The sequence below is a fragment of the Paenibacillus sp. P4_A7 genome (assembly GCF_056402455.1).
Genome location: NZ_JBFUHJ010000071.1, coordinates 1 through 21211, shown reverse-complemented (window position 1 = coordinate 21211; position 21211 = coordinate 1). Strand labels below are relative to the sequence as shown.

Genomic DNA, 21211 nt, shown 5'->3' with positions numbered 1-21211 from the left:
GGCATTTGCCTGAAGGGCTGTGTTATATCTTCCTTTACATAATTTATACGACGTTTTCGTTCATCTTGTCTTTTGTGAGACCTATTTTATATCCCCTTCCTCTTACAGTCAGCAGAATCTCGGGTTCTCTCGGATTAGCCTCTAATTTTCTTCGAATATTCTTAATATGAACATCGATCGATCGCGTATCCACTTCACTCCTGTAGCCAAGAATGTTGCGCATCAGTTCAGTGCGGGTCAATATTCGGTTGATTCCCTCGCAAATCGTCGTCAGCAGACTGTACTCCGTGTTGGTAAGCGCCACCTGCCGCCCATCGATTTGTACATATAGCCTTCGATAATCGATCAGCAGCCTACCGTAGCCATAACTGACCGAATGCGAGGCTTGATTGACGTATATCGCGGAACGCCTATACACCGCGTGTGCCTTGGCGACGAGCTCGTCAGGATCAATCGGTGACATAAGGTAATCATCCGCACCTTGGTACAGTACGCCAATCGGTTTTAGGTCCGCTTTCGGCGGCATTACGGCAATAATTGGAACGTGAGAACGCTCTCTAATTCTCTGACATAGATACTCTGTGCGGGCAGATTGCGTTCTCAACTCGAGAATGGTTAGGTCCGGCGGATCATCCCCGAGTATTCGCATACATTGTTGACCCCATTTCATGACAATTGTACGCCAGCCGTCCTTGCTCAGATATTGTTCTACTAAATACCCACTCAACTCATCTTCTCTAATAATCAACACCGTCTTTGTAAGGTTCACAGCATTCATCCTTTGCTCCATAATAGCTCCACCAGCTTGGAACAATCACGCCCCAGCTCCGAGAAGTTGTATTTATCCTGTAATAAGCAGAAGTTCAGAACCTGTGCCATTCAATAAATATTTCCTGCTGGGAAATATACAATCACCCCTTCTACTACGGGGCCGAAAATTAGGTTGACATCATCTAGGCTGCAAGAGTAAAAGCCTTCGACCATCATGCAAAACATACTTAAGAAACCAATCCAATTAAAGAGCGTTTTATATGTTTCATAACATCCCTCCTTTTCTCTAGAAAATAAAATGTATTCTGCCAATGACCTTATGACCTCGTGTGCGATCTGATAAAGATACTTTGGAGTTGATCTTCTTCCCAGTCACCCCCTAGATACACTTCGTTACATTAGTTTTTCTACTCCTAGCATCTAGCTCTAAGATGTTTTTAACTCCTTTAAATATTATATATAATATTTTGTGCATAATACAAAAAGTATACTTTGTTTCCTGAATTGTCAATACCGAATTTTATTTTCCTACAAAAATGCTAAATATTCCTCGAGGTCCCCYTTGAAATTCACACACAATATTTCCAATAAGCACAAAATTAACTTCCAGTCCATACCGATATAGAACTTGTAGATGAAAATATTCCCAGTGGAATATTTTTAGATCCTTAACGCTAGACAGCAATAATATTACAGATCTCACCCCGATTCGAGATTTTCCCCAGTCAAAATGAAGGAACCATGTATGAACGCGTAAGTACCCCATCCCAGGTACGTGGAGATCGCAGAGCCAAGTACTAGCTTGAAGGCTGATACATCTGCTGGTCTAGTACCGCTAAACCCTTTGAGATCGATTAACGCCTTTACAAAAGCGGTCATAATCCACGAACAGCAGACATACACATTCCCCTTCTTCATTTAAGAAAAAATGAGTTGGATGAATGTCGCCTTGGAGGTACTATTAGAAGGTGAATCTCACCATAGTAATGGAGCTGAAAGATATGTACATCTACTTTTTTGAAACACTGCTTTATTTATCATTTGCGTTTACTGGTGGTTATCTATTACTCCAATTTATTCCTGACCACTCTAAACCAGCTATTAAAGCGCCATATGTTTTATTTCAAAATGCTATTTTAGGAATTCCAGCATTCTCGTTCTTCTCTATTCTAAGAACAGCCATTAGCCTGCGTGATTTTGCCGAAGATATTCCTTTCCTTCAACTTTTACTTATCGTATTAAAAGATTACTCCTACGGGAACGCCTGGATTTGGAACCTTATTATCTGTACCAGCATGTATATGATAACAGTGTTAAGTGGTCTTCATCAAAAATGGACGAAGTGGGCACTTGCCGTCGCTTGGTTAGGCAGCATTTTGGCACATGGATGGGCTAGCCATCCGGCCGGTTTCTCTGCATGGGGCTTCCTCTCCCAATCTGTTCATGTTGCAGCCGTATCCATCTGGTTAGGAACGCTTATTTTGGTTGCGTGGTTTACTAAAGGCAACATGAATTGGAAAGCGTTTATCCGTTGGTTTACACCACTATCGATTAGCAGTATTGTGCTTATAATTGCAGCTGGATTCGTTATGATGTCAGTACTTGTTGAAGGATATCTTAATTCTTGGGGAATCAATTACGGAGAAGCTCTCCTTCTAAAGCATCTCGTATTTCTGCCGCTCCTCTTGCTCGGCTTTATGAATGGTTTCCTTACAAAGCTAACGGTCAACGGAACAAACGAACGAAAATTGCAGTGGTGGCTTCGTATGGAAACTCTAGTCGCCCTTTCTGTTCTTATCATTACAGCCTATATGGGCGTTCAAGAGCCTCCACATGAAGACGAGTTTGAACAACCATCTCCTTCATTGTTTTTTAAGTTCCTACATGGCAATGTGCAGGAGTTAACACTGCAATGGAGCTGGAATGGATCTTCTCTCATCCTAATACTAATGGGGCTTCTAGCTCTTGCTTTGCTGTATCCAAGTTATAAAAAAGATAGACGCAGCTTGTTTGTTACTTGTTTGGTTATCGGTGTTTTACTATCTTTCCTCGGGTTACTCTTAGCTGTGAAATAAAGAAGAGTTTAATGATAATAGATTATTAGACTGGGAATATTGGTCTTGCGCGGTTAAGGAATTTCCTTTAACTGAGTCGTGCTGTTGGATTAGAATACTGTTTTGAGAAGGGGACGACACGGCCATCATCATCCTGCTGCTCATATAGCTTATAGAATCATCAACTCAAGGGGATGGTTTTCCATACAAAAATCCCCTCCAGTACACTCATTTTCTCATGTTAAAACATGGGTTTTTAGAGTATCTACTTAAAGGGGATAATACCTATCAGCAATATGAGATCAACTATTTTCCCGAAAAAATGATTGATGTTCGGGTAGTCCCCTCCATTTAAGGTTAACTCGCCGATAAACGGATTCACGTTTAAATATTATTTTGATAAATCCGATTTGACAAATAAACACTGATTTCAAAAAGTAAAATTAAAGGAACAGCAACAAGAACATCCGAAATAATATCAGGAGGGGTTAGGGCAGCAGCAGCAGTGATTAATATTAAATAGGCCAGCTTTCTGAGTTTTTTCAAAACCTTAGCATTTATGAGCTTTATTCTAGTTAGAAACATAACGATAATCGGAAGCTCAAAAAGCAGTGCAACCGGCAATAAAATATTAATCATAAACGAGAAGTACTGAGCAATACCATAAGTTTCTTGCAATCCCATCTGTCTTGTAATGTTTAACGTAAAATAGAAGGCCATAGGGAAAACAAGATAATATGCAAATAGTAAACCAAAAATAAACATAGCTATCGCATAGGGAATGTACCTGATCGTCGCCCTTCTTTCATGTGAGAGTAAACCAGGTCGAACATAAGCCCATAACTGATAGAGAGAATACGGAAGCGAAATAAATAATGCGATAGTAAATGAGAATTTCATCCAAATCCCAATACCATCCGAAGGTGAAAAGACGTTCAACGTAATGGCAATTGCAGTCGGCTCACTTTTTAAAAACTCGAATATTTTATTTGTTATAAAAAAACCAATGATTAATGATACTAGGAATACCCCTATAACCCAAATGAACCGATTTCGGAGCTCTTGCAAATGTTCTATTAAGGAAGCATTGTCCGTTTCATTAGTCAAGCGCCACTCCCCTTTTCATCTAAGTTTATAATTTCTGATTTTTCAATCTTATTAGAACTTTCCTCACTCATTAATTCTTTTGTCCCATTCTTGAACTCCTTGAGCGTCCTGCCAAATGCCCTTCCCAGTTCCGGTAACTTACTAGGCCCGAATAAGATCAGAGCCACCAAGCTAATTAATATAATTCCTGTTGTTCCTATACCTGTCATTAAAACTCCTCCAATGTGTTTAATAGTCGTTCATACAACCAATCTCATCAGGATGTGTCAGGTTACGAATGAGCCCATTCGTAGTTCTTTCCCAGCTCACATGAATGTTGCCATAAGGCGTAGGAACGATTCCTGAAGCTTGTTGAAATACTGAAGCTAATGGTTCTACCGTGAATGTCTTGAACCCTGGCTCAATCGGTCTCACCCCAAGTACATATGCGTAATAAAAATAAACAGGGATAGCCGACCAGCCATGACACAAACTCCCCGCATTTGCGAAGTCTTCTGCTCCTTTATGAGTTTCCCAAAAACTCGTTGCTCCGTTATAGAGCATGTGCCCCCAATCTTGAGCAATATTGTCTAACACGGTTTGGCCGTACTTTTCTGGATCACCTAGTAAAGCTTGAAATTTATAAATCGAGTGGCTCAATGTTATCGGGACCCAACCGGTTTCTTTAAGAGACAATCGTTCTCTTAGGGTTTCTGCGTGAGCTGGGGGACAAACAGAGGCACACAATGCCAAAGCTTGGGTCAATTCCGAATAAACCTCCGTGCAATTTTTTCCTAGATATGCACGATAGGCTCTCTTCTCTTCGTTCCAAAATCGTTTGTGTATTTCTGTTTTTACATCGGAAGCTAACGAAGCATATTTGTCAAATAATCGATGATAGCCACATTCCTTCGCCATGAAAGCCGCTGACTCAAGAGCCATAACGAAAAACAAATTCAAGGGTGCATCCAGACGAGGCTCTTGCAGCCCCGAATACTCCGGCTGGAACGCAGAACTACCGTCCATTCCTTCAGACCACTCATAGAAGTGCCAAAACCTTTTATTCGTTGGTGTAGTCAGCAGATTATCTCTCATATCGGAAATATAATTGTCCATCATGGAATTAACTTTCTGCAACGCACCTTTTGCCGTATTGAGCCTTCCGCTGTACAAAAGATGCTCTGCCCGTTCGATAATCCACAAGAGGCTGAATGCAGGAATGGTAAGGTGGCATTCGGCTGGTGCGCATATTTCCAGATAACCATCCGCTTTGAGCCCTTCACCAAGCAAAGCAAAAGAAGCTTCCGGGAAATCGTACTCTCCAAAGCAGTAATAGCCGCATAACGCTTGATTACGTGAGTCCATCGAATAAAGTGCTTGTTCACGCCATGGCGTATCCTCATAGTGCTCATGCATGCATAGATGAAGCGTCCTGACCGCTATCTCATTAATCCGCTTGTGCAGATTGTCTGGGCAAGAGAAATCACCCTTAAATTCAACAGGATATTCCACTGGCCTTAGTCCAGCATAGTAAACGACAAGTGAATCCCTAACGCCGCTAATATGCAGCTGGATATAGCGTCCGGCAATTCTTTTGAATGTATGGGTGAAAATTTGCCGCCCGTTCTTACAGCGGTAGCTGGCGGCAAAATTCCTGCCGCCAACCTCTGCACGAACTCTTAAATCATGAAGATGCTCACCATAGGCAACGTTAACAACCGTTCCCTCTTCCGATTCAAAGTCCAGATCTAGAAACCCACACTCTTGGCGACCCAGGTCTAGAAGCAAATATATACCGTCATATTGTGAAAATGGTGAGGCTTTAATCTCCAATCCCCCATCAGCAGGTAAGGAACCTGGAGCAAACTCTTCAAATAGAACTCCCGGAGATTGATAAGATAAAAAATCGCTTTGCATAAGCTGTGCAAGGGTAGATGCCGAATCTCCTCTTCTCAGGAATACGCCTTGTGAGATCATCTGAACGGGACTTCTAGGTTTAATCGAGAGTTTATGGATCGGCCTGTTACTTAAAGTGGTCTTCACTTTCCCCGATGAGCGCTCACTTGCCACCRCTCGCTTCCATTCCCCATTCATCACATAGTTGCAGGAAACCCAATCATCCTCCTTACTGGCGTCATACTCGAAAGAAAAAGAAAGCATATCCGAAATTTTTGGAACAACGCCATTTATGTATGACCGAGAAACTCGAAAATACGTTTGGTCTCCGCTCTGGACATCTATCCCCTCTGCTTCAAGAACATAAATCAAACCTGGACTTCCTTTAATATATTGAAAGCTGCTCTCACCTTGATAGTAAGCCAATACGCACAGTACATTATTGCCAGGCTTCAAGAAATTGTGAATGTCCAGGACATCGTAAACTTTGTTCTGAGGATAATCATCATATTGCCCACAATCGACAAATTGACCGTTGACCCATACACAATATTCCGAATCCGCGGAAATATACAAGTTTGCAGTCCTCGGGACAATAAGGATACTAAACTCATGCCGAAATTCTACGTACTGATTGACTTCATTAACGTCGCTTTCTCCCCAAATCCAAGACGAGTTCTCTAAATTAACAACCAATCTGATACACATTCCTTCCGTTATGGATACATTCTTACAAGATACGTACAACACCTTCGCAAACATATTGTCCGAGAGGATCCGAGAAGCCCGACGCCTTGAGTTGCAGCTTCCCATTGTTATTTGCAACCGTCACTAATTTCCCCGTAGAATCGAATTGCATAACCTTGTCGCCATATATGTTCCCATAAATAACGTAACGATCAGTTTGATCACTAATATTTAATCGAAATGCGCACATCATGGTTGAAGGCCTAAATGCAATTCCCGTGTCCACAATGACATCAAAATGAATACCCCCGGAGCTGCTCACGTTGCAAAACAAAACTTGTTCGGCCACTTCGCCGCTATCGCCGTTATATAGAAATGGAATCAACCCGTGAAGAACCTTGGCTTTCGCAACGGCAAGTCCAGATATAGGATCATATTGAACATTGGTTTGATCAAGCTCACATTTACCGCCTAACAGAAGATTAGGCGCTTGGGATGGAATTTGACTGGTCGGACTTACTTGCTCGTCCACTTCAACATTGACAAAATCGTAATAATCATCGCTAAAGTCAATCAAGCAATTGCCGCTAAAATACCTATTCCCCCTACCGACTCGTCCATTCAGTACCGTCGTTCCTTTCATTGCAACGTTGACGCCATGAAACCAGTTATTATCTATCGTGATGCTATTTTTCCGAAGAGAGCCCGACATGTCGATAGCCGTTCCGGTAATGAACTCAAAGTAATTGTTTTCAAATGTAATCAGATTACCTTCGCCGGATATCTTGAATCCGTTCTCGCAGGATTCGGCGGAGCAATTTTGAATGAGTAGCCCRTCCGCTGCAGTCGCAATTTCAAAACACAGCTTGCGATCGGTACAAAACAGGCTTTCCATGACCACGACATTCACATAGGTGTCGAAATAGAATGCCGCATTCAGGGCTCCATTAGCCACCCCGCGGCTCATCAAATTTACATAGCGGGAGTAGAAAGGACGCGAAGAATGTACGCTATATGTGCACTCGAAGAAATTGAAGTCAGACAATTCGCAGCCTTCGTTGAAATTATACAAATGAAAAGCTTTGCCGCAGTATTGAATAATCCCTTTTCGAATTATTGTATTGATTACCCGATTGGACTCAGGAGGCGTGCCGATATTACTAGTTAAGCCGCCTAAAGCGTTTACATATGCGGATTCGAAAATCGTGTTCGTATTAAGTCCGTTACCTACTAAAGTAGACCAGCACAAATCAATACTGTATCCACTCGGCACCAATATCGTTCCGGCTATTTTGTACGAAGCCGTCGGCGCCATTAGATTACGATTACCATGAGAAATGACAGAACTGATCGCTGCTTGGAAAGCAGCTGTATCGTCAGTAACTCCATCTCCCTTCGCTCCGAACCACTTTACATTGACTGCGCCGTCGAAGATTCTCTTAAACCGAGCTCCTGATGCGGAGACAATCACCAACCCTATATTATCAGACGATGTGGTATCTCCTGAATCGTAATAAAAAGGACCCTCTTGTCCAACATCCGTAACGAAAAATATACATCCCGCGTTCGGATTCACTTCCACACGTAATTGGGCAATCGTCACTGCTTCACAATAATCCGAATTCATCAAGTCCCGCGGCCTTGTTTTCTTCCTTTTATTCCCGCCGTCGTTGCCTCCATTTGAAGTCTGGCCATGCGCCACTCCAATTCCTGGCACTCCATTCAGCAATGTGCTTGATGCTAATGCAACGCCTGCTAGACCTAACGAGGCCAGCATTTTTCTTCTGCTAATAAAGTTTGTACGCTCCGCTTCTTTGACCTCTTCTTTGCTTTTTTCCATAACCTGCCCCTGCTCAAGCTTTTGATCTGACATGTTCATTCCTCCTTGAAGAATCTGGATTCATAAGTGAATATAAATTCATACACATCAAATACGTATTGCAACTCTGTTTCCTTTTCCTGCACGTATACTTTCAACTTCTCCCAGTGTAATCGGCAACTTGCCTCGTCCCCGCTTGCTCTTGCTTCGACCATCGAAGCTAAACAGATTGCGATTGTGGAGTGAAGCTGTAAATAACGCCATGATTGAGCATGGCACGTGTGCCCATTCTGTAAATTTCTAAGAATAACGGGTTCGAATTGTGTGATCAACTGTGGGATTTGTTTATAAATATCCGCCTGCTCCGCGTTAACACTCTCCTCCTCCCCACGCAAGTATGGCGGATTAAACAACCTAGACAATAAGGATAGGTAATCACTGCAAAGATACCCTTCTTCTCCAAAAGCATTCCGGAAATAATCATCGACAATGTCTTTCAATGGAAGTTGATCGTTCCATAGCGTCATTCCCATTACGTACATGCAAAGCCCGGTTGGATAAAAGGCTCTTTGGGTTTGACAGCTGATCAATCCGTTTAATCCGATCTGCTTTAAATTCCGGATATCCTCATGGAGTCTTTCGGCGACCTGTATATAACCCGGATCAAAGTAGTGATCCCACATGAAGTGATAGTCGAACGAAAAGCTGTCCCCTTCGAAAATATACTGCCACGACTGTAAAAATCCGATCGCCACATCAACCGAAGACGATATGACCAGTTGATTCCGCTTATACTCCGGCAGTTTTACATGCTCTGTTTCGGAAGTATAGGGCCGGCTGTAAGTTCTGGTGATCGGAGCAAACATCATCACAAACCGGTCCGGGTTGCGAATCTTCTCAATCTGAGGCGCCCATAGCAGATCTAAATAAACAAGAAACACAATACGCGTTTCGATTCCGGCAGCGGTTAAATCCTCATCTAACTCATTCAACATTTGTACGTAAAAATCTGACGGGATTCGTTTCTGACAATTGTCGCATTCGCAGTGATTGTTGGCATGATCAGCTAACCAAACATGAAGCAAATCGATGCCGGGATTATATGTTAAATATTTGGTTATATCCTGTATGACAATTGTTCTGGCATCCTTATTGGAATAGCATAAATTCGTATTGATCGGAGCTCCGCCCCATAATTGTCTTTTTCCTTGAACAACGGCTAGATAGGGCACGATTTTCGGATCTAGTTCGTATTCACCAGGGTACCAGCCCTGACAGTCAAGCCCGAAAGGCTCACTCGTCCATCCGTGTCCAACCTTATGATAAGACAACCCTCTTTGTGCGATCTCTATCTCGAGACGACTTACCAGATCCCTCGCGTCTTCAGCAGAGAAGGGCTCTGGAGGCAACAAAGGATTATTTTCGTGCTTATACCATCGTTCAAAGAAAGTATAGGCCTCCCGAAATTGGATAAAGTAGCTATTCATTCCCACCTTCGGCAACCAGTCAATCATTTGCAGCACATGGTCATAACTGACCGCACCTTCTATACATACACCCCGGTGGCGGTAAGTCGGTGTCTCCACAACACGAACTTTCAAATCCATGATCGCTGCGGATGGGATATACTCCCCATCCTTGCCCGGGCGCACCCATCGGCAACCTGCTTCCGTTAGGAAGCGATAGCAACCAATCAGGATACTGCGGAAATTCGTACCAGAAATAAAACCTTTGCCGTCAGCAACATCGATATGAATCGCGTCATCCGATGGAGAAAGATTACCCGAATCGCTCTTCTGCTTCTGCTCCTGCCCTAGTCCGATCTCGGACATCAACCCAAGCCAAATACCCGGTTCAAGTAAGGAATCATATTGCTCTCTATGCTGTACATCAATCGTCAACCCAGCAGACATTTGTTTTAAATAAGACGCCAGCTCCCTTGAAGCGAATGTAACGATCGGATTAACGCCTAATTGGTATATAACAAGCTCTCTAACAGCCAATGTCTTTCTTCCTCCTCATTACTAAGCGGTTCCGTACCGTACCTATTCATAGTGTTAAAAATAAACGCTAACCTCGATGCTGGCGCTTTCGAGAGAAGTTTCAATCCTGTCCCGAGCGCTGATGTACTGGCCTCCCTTCGTTTCACGAAGAGGTTTACCTTCAGGATGAGGGAGCCTGATTCTCACCGATTTCGGGAATCGATCCGAGTGGAACTGCAGCTTCAAGGAGATATATCCCTCATCCACACGCGACTCGACAAGTAACGAAAAGGCACCAAAGTAACTGACGACTTGATCTAATTGAATCTTCTTCCCATGTTCCATCCATTTACTCGGTATTCCCGGGAGCAGGTTTAACACGTCTCCCTCTTCCATGTATAGCATCCATCTCGTCTGCAACAGAAACCAAGCTTCCTCATGGGTTTTGTGCGGACTTACCTGGTAATAATGCTCCCAAAACGAATAGGTGTCTCGATCCGCCAATCCTGAGAAGCTGTTGTAATAAGCTTTAAGGAATGGCTTCACTTCGCCTCGTTTCAAGTGAACCCAGGGATGAATGCTATAATATGGCTGACTAAATGCCACATTCTGCGTGAACATAAGCTCGGTATGATACTGCAGAAGGTAATCAGCAGCTAACTCGTCCGTCTGAATGACTTCCTGAAATATCAAATACATAGGGCCTAATAATGAATCACGTCCCATAAACGTTCCGTGCGTAAACCATTTTCCACCTTCGGCGAATAAAGCCAAAGGCCCTCGATACTGTACCCATGGTGGTGCTGAAGGAACCCAGTGTCCATTTCCTAATGGAACTACTGGTGATTGCGCAATTGCTTTGAAATATGCATAACGAATATCCAGCTTAAAACTTTCGGCCTCCTCCCTAATTTTTGATGATAATTCAGGTTCAGAATTGGAAAGAATTTCTGACAATCTGCTTAATCCAAGATAAGCGTATCCGTTCAGCATAAAAGAATGAAATGGATCCTCTGGATCTGCCGTTTTGCCCTCAAGCATCCCGAACCCGAGGTCTTCTCTGTCGCCTTCGCAATTTTTTAACCGCCAATCCATTAGATACTCATATGATTTCAACAACTTAGGCTTGATCTCATTAATCCAATTCTCATCACGTATATACCTGTAATGCTCACCGATACACCACAAAAAAGCACCGGTTTCGAGCATATATCCGCCGAAATTTTGAATGAAACCGTTCTCATGCTGTTTGTCTAGAAAATAAGTAACTGATCTTTGGGCCACATCCCCCCACCTCATAGAATCCATGAATTGGATAATTGGCGAGCTTTCCGAACCTATAGCGGTATACAAGCCGATTGCCGGAACGATCGTCCCCTCCGGTTCATTGCCGTAACAGGCAAGATCAAGATGCAGCAAACCAGCCTTGACCATTTCATCCACCCGTTGTTCAGGCAAATGCATTTGCCCTCCACGTGCAAGCTTTCGCTTCCAGAACTCAATGCATTCCACATACCGCGAGTTATAGTCCTGCATGATTAATTTCTCGGCTCGTGTTCGAGAAATCGGCTGATGCGGTAAATAAAACTCGTAGGTTGCCGTTTCTCCCGGCATGAGCAGAATGGCGCTTTCTTCGGCATGGATAGGGCTTCCGTTTAGTTTGGCTACGCAATATACCCGATCAACATCGTAAGATGATATGCCATGTTCCTTATCAAACTGGTAAGAAAGGGCTCCTCCGTTAGGTATAACATTCTTAAACCAAGCATATCTCGGAACTTGTGCCGTATTTACCGCTTGTGCCCGGTAATATAGCACCGTTTCCTCCATGTGCTTCCATTCCTGCTCAAGCAGTTTCTCACGATGCTTATTCTGTTCTTCTGTGAGCATATGACCAAACCCATAGCCATCGGCAATTAAGTAGTGAGTACCCATCAAGGTTTCCTCACGAAGTCCGCTCTTCTCATAAGAAACAAACGAAACAGCATGATAGATGATGTCATCATCGACGATCTCTGTATGCAAAATGGGCAGAACGCCCTCTTCCAATCTTCTTGTAACACCGTCCACACAGCCGATTCCCCGACCGACCATGTACTGGTAGCGGACAGGTTGATTCTGATTTTCTGGTAACCCTACTTCTGAACCATGAAGCCTAGGCTGTACCGAATCCCACTGGAGCTCGGAACCTGCAAAGGGGGATTGCCAGAAGGTATTGCCCATCGTCCCTCTGACATTGACTTCAAAAATACGAATATCTCTGCTTAGCCCAAGCCATGTCGGACAAGCTTGATTCCGTGTATGGCTTGCCGCCGCTTCGTACGATTCCTCCGGCTCCAATTCCATTTTCTCCAGATTGGTCAAAAGACCAATACTGCGAATCTGCTCCGAGATTTGCGTATAGGATCTTGGGTCGCATGCTTCGGTAACCACTACACCATAATCAGAAAGGTAAATCGGACAAGCTTGATTGACATCGCTTAGAAAAAAGCTAAATGGGTTCGTATCCGCTGCAATTGTGACTATCGTCTTTCGAACTTCCTTTGCGATGCTGTTACTTTGTTCCTCAATCAAAAGCTGCAGCCTGCACAGGCCATTGCTCTTCATCACGAATTGATTCTGTAGAAATTGCCCCTCGCCTTGGGCAAACTCGAATTGGCTAATTTCTCCGTTAGTAACATAAACATGACCATGTTTTGGGCTATTTCCCCATTCAATTGCGATATATTTCTTCAACGTATTTCCCCACTTTCCGCCTTTGGGAGCAACGATTATTCTTTAACGGATCCAAGCGTTATCCCATGAATAAAGTAACGCTGCAATAATGGATAGATCGCTAAGATTGGAACCATAGAAACGACAATCTTTGCTGCATTTAAGGTTTTGTCTGAAATTTTCCCCAATTCCCGAAGCTTTTCGGAGTCCATTTCTTCTAAGTTGATTTTTACTACCAATTGCTGAATATAGGTTTGCAATGGGTAATTCTCCGGTCTACTCATTAGAATGAGCCCATCGAAAAACGAATTCCAGTGGCCGACAATACTGAATAAGGTGACGGTTGCCAATGCAGGAACACCCAAAGGAACATAAATCCGAAGCATTAAATACCAAGGTCCTGCTCCATCAATGAGTGCTGCTTCCCTCAACTCCTTCGGAATAGCTCGAAAGAAATTCATAAGCAAAATCACGTTAAAAACCGGTACGGCTCCAGGAATGACGAGTCCCCATATGGAGTTTAGTAGTCCAAGTGATTTAATCGTCAAGTACCATGGAATCAAACCTCCACCGAAAAGCATTGTGAATATTATGAACCACATATAAAGATTTCTGCTTCTAAACTCCGAGACGTTCAGCGCGAGCGGGTAAGCCATCAGAATCGTAATTGCAAATTGAATTCCTCCACCCAACAGCACACGTTTGACAGATATCATAAATGCTGCAAAAAATTGATCATCTTCTAAAATTTTTTTATAAGAATTTAAATTGAAATCAATAGGAATGAATTGTACTCTCCCACTCGCAACAGCAGACTTATCACTAAAGGAAATAACAACTGTATGCCATATCGGAGCTAAACATAATAACGTAATCGTAATAAGCACACTGATTAATATATAATCTGTCATGCTCAATTTATATTTTCGCAAGTTATCCATAGTAAACCACCTAGTTTCTTAAACAAATCAAAATATTCGATAATTAGCAAACTTCGAAGCTAGCTTATAGGAGATGACCAAAAGCACTAGCGCAATGACGGATTTCAGCAGACCAACCGCCGTTGCCAAGCCATATTGAATGTTAAGGAGACCTACCCGATATACATAGGTATCAATAATATCTCCGGATGAATAGACCACAGGGTTGTATAAATTAAAAATTTGATCGAAACCGGCGTTCAATACGTTCCCTAGACTCAAGGTCGCCAATAGTACAACAGTCGTTGTTATTCCAGGAAGCGTTACATAAATCATTTTCTGCCAGCGATTCGCTCCATCAATTTCGGCAGCCTCGTACAATGTCGGGCTAATTCCAGTAAGTGCAGCCAAGTAAATAATCGTTTCGAAACCGAACTCCTTCCATACATCACTGAGTACTACGATTACGGGAAACCATTGATTGCTTCCCAAGAACATAATAGGCTCGATTCCAAATAACCGAGTCAATTGATTTATAGGCCCATCTATGGAGAGAAGCTGAATCAGAATTCCGGATAGAATTACCCATGATAGAAAATGGGGCATATATACAATCGTTTGAATCCATCGTTTTAGAGCTCGGGTCCTTAGCTCATGAAGCATTAAAGAAAACATTAGCGGAATTACGAGGTGAGCGATAATTTTTGAAATCGCAATCGATAACGTATTAAAAAATATCGTTTTGCTATCAGATAATTCGAACATATATCGAAAGTTATCCCAACCTACCCATTCGGAATGAAAGAAGCCTTTGCCGGGATTAAAGTCCTGAAATGCAATTATGATCCCGAATAAGGGAATTATGCCAAAAATAATCAATAGGACAATGCCTGGCATCAGCATCATGTGATATTGTAATTCAATCCATCTATTTCTCAATGACTCATTCACCACCAGTTAGCTGTAGCCATTCGTTCCAAGTCACTTCATAACGAATGGCTGCATTTTATTTACTTCTTAGTTGCTTCTTCTACTTCCGCCGTAATTTCGTCCCCGCCGGTTCGTTTCCATTCTTCCACGTATTTATCGAATGAATCAATCGGTTCAGTTCCCATGATAATTTTGATGAAATACTCATTTTCAAGCTTATCTAAAGCCGGCCACTTCAGTTCCATCGCTTTCGTTTGCGAGTAAAACGCTCCATACACTTTGTTCATATTCACTTCCAATGCAGCTGCTCCGACGAGATAAGCATTTGTATATGACCAATCTCCCATATCCGCAAGCGGATTCGCCTGTTCCCTTAGAACCTTCTCATAAATATCTTTCTGGTCCACAGTTAATTGATCCGCTTTAAGTTCACCTGCTAACGCTTGTTTCACAGCGTTATAACGTACCGTCACAACATTCGGAGCAACCATCGTGGAACGGAGAGGATAGTAAAATGCATTCACTTTACTATCGAGCTTGGCAATCGCTTCAGGATCCGTTTCAACACTAGAATACACATTCATATATTTAACCAACGCCTCAGGATGCTTATAACCTTTCTTAACAACGAAAAACATAGAACTAGCCGGATTCAATCTCGTGTTGAAAACGCCAGTACTGTCAAGCGGAACCGGATACGCTCTCCATTGAGCATTTGGATTTGTTTTCACCGTATCGGCTAGAGGATACCAAGGTGCCCACCAAGGCGAAAAATACATCCCCGCTTTGCCGCTAACGAGAAGCTCATTCATATCTTTACGGATAGCAAATTCCTTGTCGATCAAGCCCTCCTCGTACATCTCCCTCAACTTGGACAACGCTTGTTTGGTTTCCGGACTTACCGAACCATATGTGACTTTTCCGGAATCATCTTTCATCCAAAGTCTTGGATACGCATGATACGACGCGTAAATGGGTTCGAAATTCGTTCCAACAAGTCCCAACGTATCGGCTTTATTATTCCCATCGGGATCATTCTCAATGAAGGCTTTGGCTACGTTCTTTAGATCCTCGATCGTTTTTGGAGGCTGAAGTCCTAGCTTATCGAGCCAATCTTGACGTATCCAAAGTAGTTGGATTGCATCTGCTTCCACATTGACATTAGGTAAAGCCATCAATTTCCCATCAAATGTTGCTGCTTCTAGGGATCTACCTTCTGTTCCGTCATACATGGATTTCAAAGTAGGTGAAACGTAATTTTGATAAACTTCTGTCAAATCTTCTACTTGTCCCGCTTTGACAAGCAATCGTAATTCTTTCTCACCGACAACCATAGCATCCGGTATATCATTGCTGGAAATGGATAGCTTTAGCTTCTGATCGAAAGAATCACCAGATGTAGCAATCCAAGCTGCTTTGAATTTTAAGTTGAGCTTTTCTTCGAAGTATCGGGTAAATTGATTATTTTCAACGGTATCCCCCGCAGGCAACGATTTATCATCTGGTGGTACTTCCTTCCCGATAGTCAACGTCACCGGCTCAGCGTACTTACCGAATGGATCCATAACCACTGCTTCTTGCCCGCCCTCAGCGGACGGACTACCCGTGCTGCCAACATTGTCTTGCGTTTCATTTGCACCATTTGTCTTACTGTTGCTACATGCTGACGCGAACAACAAAGTAAGCGCTATCAGAGTAGTTATAGCTTTGCTCGTAACTTTCATTGATACATCCCCTTTTCTTGTTTGATATCGATTGATCAATCTATTGCAATTATAAAACAATAAAGACCGCTGACGGGAGTCAAAACGGTCTTTAGTATGGTATACGATTTATTTTTCTTGTGAAGTAATCATGAACCAATCAGATAAAAATGAACCTTGCTTCGAACAATTTTTCACCCTTTTCCTTTCATTGCACGATATTCACTCGGCAACAAGCCCTTTTGTTCTCGAAACACTCTACTAAAATACTTTTCATTTGGATAACCGCATTGTTCTGCCACCTTATAGATYGGATTTGTCGTTTGTTCAAGCAATTGTTGCGCTAAATCGATTCTCTCATCCCGGACATAATCATTGAAAGATTTTCCCATTGTTTGTTTGAAACAAAGGCTGAAATAACTTCTGCTCATGCTCGCTGCTTTAGCCGCATCATCTTGTCGAATTTCCCAACTTAATTTTTGTTGAATATATTGTACGGATTTCAATATGCTGTGCGAAATATCGTTGGATAACTTCGGCTTATTTATTTTCTGACTCAACTGAATTCGAACTTCCTTCAGCCACTTCTTCCATTCTAGCCAATAGAGCATGCTAGGATAGCTATCCAAGAAATCTGTAAGATCAGGCACAATTCGATGCCAGTCTTTCTTCGCTGCATAGAAAATGGATTCTAGTTGACTAATTGTAGGTCGTATTTGTTCGATCTCCCGAATCATATCCTGAAATAATTCGTCATCAATGACCCAGTGCAACGTGGACCATCGATCACGCATAATGTTTAAATTCCCTTGGAATCGATGGCCATCGCTACTCGTATTGTCTACGTTAAAAACATAAATGCTTCTTCCCTGTTCATACTCATAAAAAAAAGAATGCTCTTTATACTCTCTCAATCTTTTCCCCAACAAATGGTTATCCATTTGCTGCCTGCCTTGAACTTGCACAATAGCCCAATGCCCGTTAAGCTGCAAATGCGATAATTCCGTGTCGATATCTCCCGTCTCTTGCTCCTGTCTGTAAGCATTTAACAAATATAACCCTCTATCCAATTCTGATAATAGTTCTATTTTCACAAATGAGCACTGCCTAAGCGATTGCATATTGACCTCATCGTTTAAAGCAATGAATACTATTCTCTCTTGAAATAGATTTGAACTGGCAGCATCATTGTCTAACGACGATTGAACTACATGCGCGGCCCTTTGCGCCTGTTCGTGACGTATCCGATTAATAATTCTCCTAAGCACTTCTTCCATTTTCTCTTGTTCCATTTGTGCCTTCGCAATGTAATCGATTGCACCCAGCCTAAGAGCTTCCTGCACAAGTTCAAAATCTTGATGAAAGGATAGGACGACCATCCACACTTGCGGATATAACGCCTTGACGTTACGCATAAGTTCCATACCGGACATAATCGGCATAGCTAAATCGGTAATCAGCAGATCAACTTTGAGTTCCTTCATCATGGCCAGCGCTTTCTCGCCATTGTTCGCCTCACCAACCACTTGCAACCCAAATTCGGCCCAGGGCATCAAGGTAATTAATCCCCCGCGTACCAATTTATCATCGTCAACGACCAGTACCTTCAACATCCAAGACTCCCCCTTTATTTTGCATAGGCAACCTTAATATCATTGATGTTCCACGTCCCAAAGTACTCGTAATATCCAACTTCGCTTCTTCGCCAAACTGAGCTTTGATCATTCGATGTACGTAATAAAGTCCAATTCCCATTCCAACCTGTCGCTGTTCACGGGATTGTCCACTCATCAATCGATGGATATCCTCTTCAGTCATTCCAATCCCATTGTCACTAACTTGAATAATCGTATACCGCTCTCCTTCAAGTGAGATATTAACCTCGATGACCCCATCGTCGCGAAGTCCGTGGTACAAACTGTTTTCAACTAGTGGCTGCAAAATAAACCTTGAAATAATGATATCCATTACATCGATACTAGCATGGATACGCACATCAAATTGAAAATCATAACGTGCTTGCTGTAAAGCAACATAATCTTGAAGCGCCTCTATTTCCTTTTCGATTGTCGAGATGCCCCCTTTTCCCATGTTATAATATAGTACTTTAATTAATGTCGAAATGAGATGATCGATATCTGTTAATCCCTTTGATCGTGCCAACCAACGGATCGTATCCAAGGTGTTATGGATAAAATGAGGGTTAATTTGAAACAAGAGCTTCTCCAGCTCCAGCTCCGTCTTACGTTTTTCTTTCTGTTCAACTTCACCCAGAAGCTCCCATACCCGTTTTTTCATCTCCTGGAACTGTTCAAGCAAATAATCGAACTCCCGGATTTTCGTGATCTTTACAGCGGAATGAAAATTACTGTTTTTCATTGAGTTGATTTCTTTTTTCAAACTGTTCAGTGGGCGGTATACGGTTTTCCATATAACCCAAGCTAAAATAAGCGATATAACCAAAGAAAGACACGTAAATAACCCAAACTGCGTGATCCAGCGGTTTTTTTCTCGATTATAATCAGCCTCTGAAATGACCGCAACAACTTTCCAGCCTTGGTTATGCTTTTGTTCGAATAGGTAGTTACCATTGTTTTCATCGCGTAAGTCACTTAATTGCTGTCTGTCTCGATACGTCGTTCCAATCTTGTACTGCCGCTCATTGTCACTATAAGCAACTCGGTTGTGATTATCGATTACTAAGTGGGTTACTTTCATACCAGACCCTGATTGATCAGCGCCCAAGATATTTCCCGCTAACTCAAAGCTTGTTTCAATATAGACAAATAAAGTGTCATATCCAGGAACATCCACTTCCCTTGTCACCGAGAGTACAGTTGAATCAATAAAACGATTATTCGTTCGGTGTGGTCCATAATAGGTCATTTCATTCAACTGTAGTAAGACAGGTAGTTGGCTCGTCTCAAACTCCCTGCTGGGTACTGATTCTTTAAAGATAATTTGTTTGGAATCCGGAAAATAATAAAATACCATTCCCAGACTAGGATTTGTAAAACTTATAAGATGTAAATTATTTTGTATATCTTGTGCCAGTTGATTTTTCTCAAATACATCTTTTGTTCCTAAGTATTTCGCAAGATCACTGCCGACCCTCCCGTCGAATGCCAACTGCTGAGAAACGTGATTTAAGTTACTAAGCGTGTTTTCGAGTGAGAATTTAACCTGTTTCAAATTGTCCATGACGCTGCTTTTCATTTTATTGTCAAGAATAGAGCTGATTGAATAGTACGAGATACTCCCTATTAGTACTAAAGGAATCAACGCACTTAGCAAAAATACAACGATCAGTCTGCTTTTTAACGAGTATATCCAAGATAGGCATCTGTTCTGTTTAACAAATTTGAATGGCACAAGCATCCCTCCATAGACAGCGCGAAATAATTCGAGTTTCCGTTTGAATCCACTTCTCTGTAATGATAATTCCGTTGCCCATTGACTTTAATATAAGTCTCATCAGTCCTATAGGAATCATTTTTCATTTGTCGACACTTGACATATACCTACTTCTCATCTGATATCATAGATTCGTTACATTTAGATAAAATCCTGCGTAAAAACCGAAAGTGGGACACCTGTAGCAGAGACCGTAGTTCAGCAGTAATAAGTGAAATAGAAATAATCTCGGGCTGCATAAGATGACACACGTCGGTGATTTTCATGTTTTCATGCCTAATTGGAGAGAATACCTTTGACATAAATCTTGGAATCGCATATTATATGAACAAATGCTCATATAATGACTTAGGAGAGGGTTATCTGATGAATGAATATCGCATTAAGGGATTGTCTTGTGGTGGCTGTGCCCTCAGAATTGAGGAAGAAATTCAAAAATTAGAACATGGCGAAGATGCCAAACTTAGCTATAACTCTGGAAAATTAACGGTTAGTCCTCAGATTTCAATGGCTGACGTAAACAAAATTTTAAAATCAGACAATGCCTACATTGATAAAAGCTCTGAGTCAAATGCGGTGCACGATCATAGCGGCCATGACCATAGCGAACATAATCATAGTCACCATGATCATGATGGACATGATCACAGTCATACAGAAGGTAACTCGAAAATGCTCAAGATGCTTATTTCATCAGCTGTCATATATGCCGCAGCCTTACTGCTCGATGGTGTACTCGATAAGCAAGCAGTCATTCTTTTATATGTCATTGCTACAATCATCAGCGGCTACACGACATTTTTCCGCGGACTCAAAAATTTAATCAAGTTAAAATTTAATATCGATACGTTAATGACCATCGCTTTAGTAGGGGCCATATCCATTGGARAATGGAAGGAAGCTACTCTCGTAGCGATATTGTTTGGACTTAATGAGCTGCTTGAAGGCTACGGTATGGAAAAAGCTCGACGTTCTATGGAAGCCTTATTTCAAGTCGCCCCAAAGGAAGCCTTAAAGATCGAAAACGGACAGGAAACCGTGGTACCAATATCGTCCCTTCAAGTCGGCGATTTCGTAAGGATAAAGCCTGGTGAAAAAATCCCTTCAGATGGAATCGTCTCAGAAGGTAAGAGCTCTGTGAATGAGGCTGCCATTACGGGAGAATCGCTTCCGGTGGAGAAAGAATCAGGAGAGCTCGTTTACGGCGGAAGCATTAATAATGAAGGGCTTCTTC

15 protein-coding genes are annotated in these 21211 nt (G+C 42.2%); 2 read left to right on the top strand and 13 right to left on the bottom strand.

The features are described 5' to 3' along the window. Window positions 1-43: 43 nt before the first annotated feature. Window positions 44-790, bottom strand: coding sequence for a response regulator transcription factor (locus AC1DWN_RS12345; protein WP_477559198.1), 747 nt, complete (start codon window positions 788-790; stop codon window positions 44-46). A 949-nt stretch (window positions 791-1739) separates the two neighbouring features. Between AC1DWN_RS12345 and AC1DWN_RS12340 the strand changes: the two genes are divergently transcribed. Then, window positions 1740-2846, top strand: coding sequence for a copper resistance D family protein (locus tag AC1DWN_RS12340; RefSeq protein ID WP_477559197.1), 1107 nt, complete (start codon window positions 1740-1742; stop codon window positions 2844-2846). 363 nt (window positions 2847-3209) lie between these two features. On the opposite strand, the gene tatC is transcribed toward AC1DWN_RS12340, so the two are convergent. The 12 genes from tatC to AC1DWN_RS12280 form a co-directional block, all read right to left on the bottom strand. Beyond that, entirely contained in the window at window positions 3210-3932 is a 723-nt protein-coding gene (tatC, locus tag AC1DWN_RS12335; protein ID WP_477559196.1) for a twin-arginine translocase subunit TatC, read from the bottom strand. Continuing rightward, the gene (locus AC1DWN_RS12330) at window positions 3929-4141 is read right to left on the bottom strand and encodes a twin-arginine translocase TatA/TatE family subunit (RefSeq protein ID WP_477559195.1); all 213 of its coding nucleotides are present in this window, start codon (window positions 4139-4141) and stop codon (window positions 3929-3931) included. The genes tatC and AC1DWN_RS12330 overlap by 4 nt, the downstream gene beginning before the upstream one ends. Before the next feature lie 19 nt (window positions 4142-4160). Beyond that, window positions 4161-6503 (bottom strand): family 78 glycoside hydrolase catalytic domain, encoded by a 2343-nt coding sequence (locus AC1DWN_RS12325; RefSeq protein WP_477559194.1) that lies wholly within the window; start codon window positions 6501-6503, stop codon window positions 4161-4163. Between the two features lie 34 nt (window positions 6504-6537). After that, complete coding sequence (locus AC1DWN_RS12320) at window positions 6538-8367, bottom strand: glycosyl hydrolase family 28-related protein (protein ID WP_477559193.1); 1830 nt, start codon at window positions 8365-8367, stop codon at window positions 6538-6540. Window positions 8368-8369: 2 nt separating this feature from the next. Next, a complete protein-coding gene (locus AC1DWN_RS12315; RefSeq protein ID WP_477559192.1) occupies window positions 8370-10316 on the bottom strand; it encodes a DUF4838 domain-containing protein in 1947 nt (648 codons plus the stop codon). A gap of 54 nt (window positions 10317-10370) precedes the next feature. Beyond that, a complete protein-coding gene (locus tag AC1DWN_RS12310; RefSeq protein WP_477559191.1) occupies window positions 10371-13031 on the bottom strand; it encodes a hypothetical protein in 2661 nt (886 codons plus the stop codon). Between the two features lie 35 nt (window positions 13032-13066). Further along, a complete protein-coding gene (locus tag AC1DWN_RS12305; protein WP_477559190.1) occupies window positions 13067-13951 on the bottom strand; it encodes a carbohydrate ABC transporter permease in 885 nt (294 codons plus the stop codon). 27 nt (window positions 13952-13978) lie between these two features. Further along, window positions 13979-14869 carry an ABC transporter permease gene (locus AC1DWN_RS12300; RefSeq protein WP_477559189.1) on the bottom strand — a complete coding sequence of 297 codons (891 nt, stop codon included), beginning with the start codon at window positions 14867-14869 and terminating at the stop codon, window positions 13979-13981. Between the two features lie 71 nt (window positions 14870-14940). Continuing rightward, window positions 14941-16584 carry an extracellular solute-binding protein gene (locus AC1DWN_RS12295; protein ID WP_477559188.1) on the bottom strand — a complete coding sequence of 548 codons (1644 nt, stop codon included), beginning with the start codon at window positions 16582-16584 and terminating at the stop codon, window positions 14941-14943. Window positions 16585-16757: 173 nt separating this feature from the next. Further along, window positions 16758-18176 (bottom strand): response regulator, encoded by a 1419-nt coding sequence (locus AC1DWN_RS12290; protein ID WP_477559187.1) that lies wholly within the window; start codon window positions 18174-18176, stop codon window positions 16758-16760. Further along, on the bottom strand, window positions 18154-19935 hold the full coding sequence (locus AC1DWN_RS12285) for a sensor histidine kinase (RefSeq protein WP_477559186.1): 1782 nt from the start codon (window positions 19933-19935) through the stop codon (window positions 18154-18156). Before AC1DWN_RS12285 ends, AC1DWN_RS12290 begins: the two co-directional genes overlap by 23 nt. After that, window positions 19881-20063, bottom strand: a complete 183-nt coding sequence (locus AC1DWN_RS12280) for a DDE-type integrase/transposase/recombinase (RefSeq protein WP_477559185.1) — start codon at window positions 20061-20063, stop codon at window positions 19881-19883. The genes AC1DWN_RS12285 and AC1DWN_RS12280 overlap by 55 nt, the downstream gene beginning before the upstream one ends. 280 nt (window positions 20064-20343) lie before the next feature. On the opposite strand from AC1DWN_RS12280, the gene AC1DWN_RS12275 reads away from it, so the two are divergent. Beyond that, a partial coding sequence (locus AC1DWN_RS12275; protein WP_477559184.1) for a P-type ATPase actuator domain-containing protein occupies window positions 20344-21211 on the top strand: 868 nt, incomplete at its 3' end.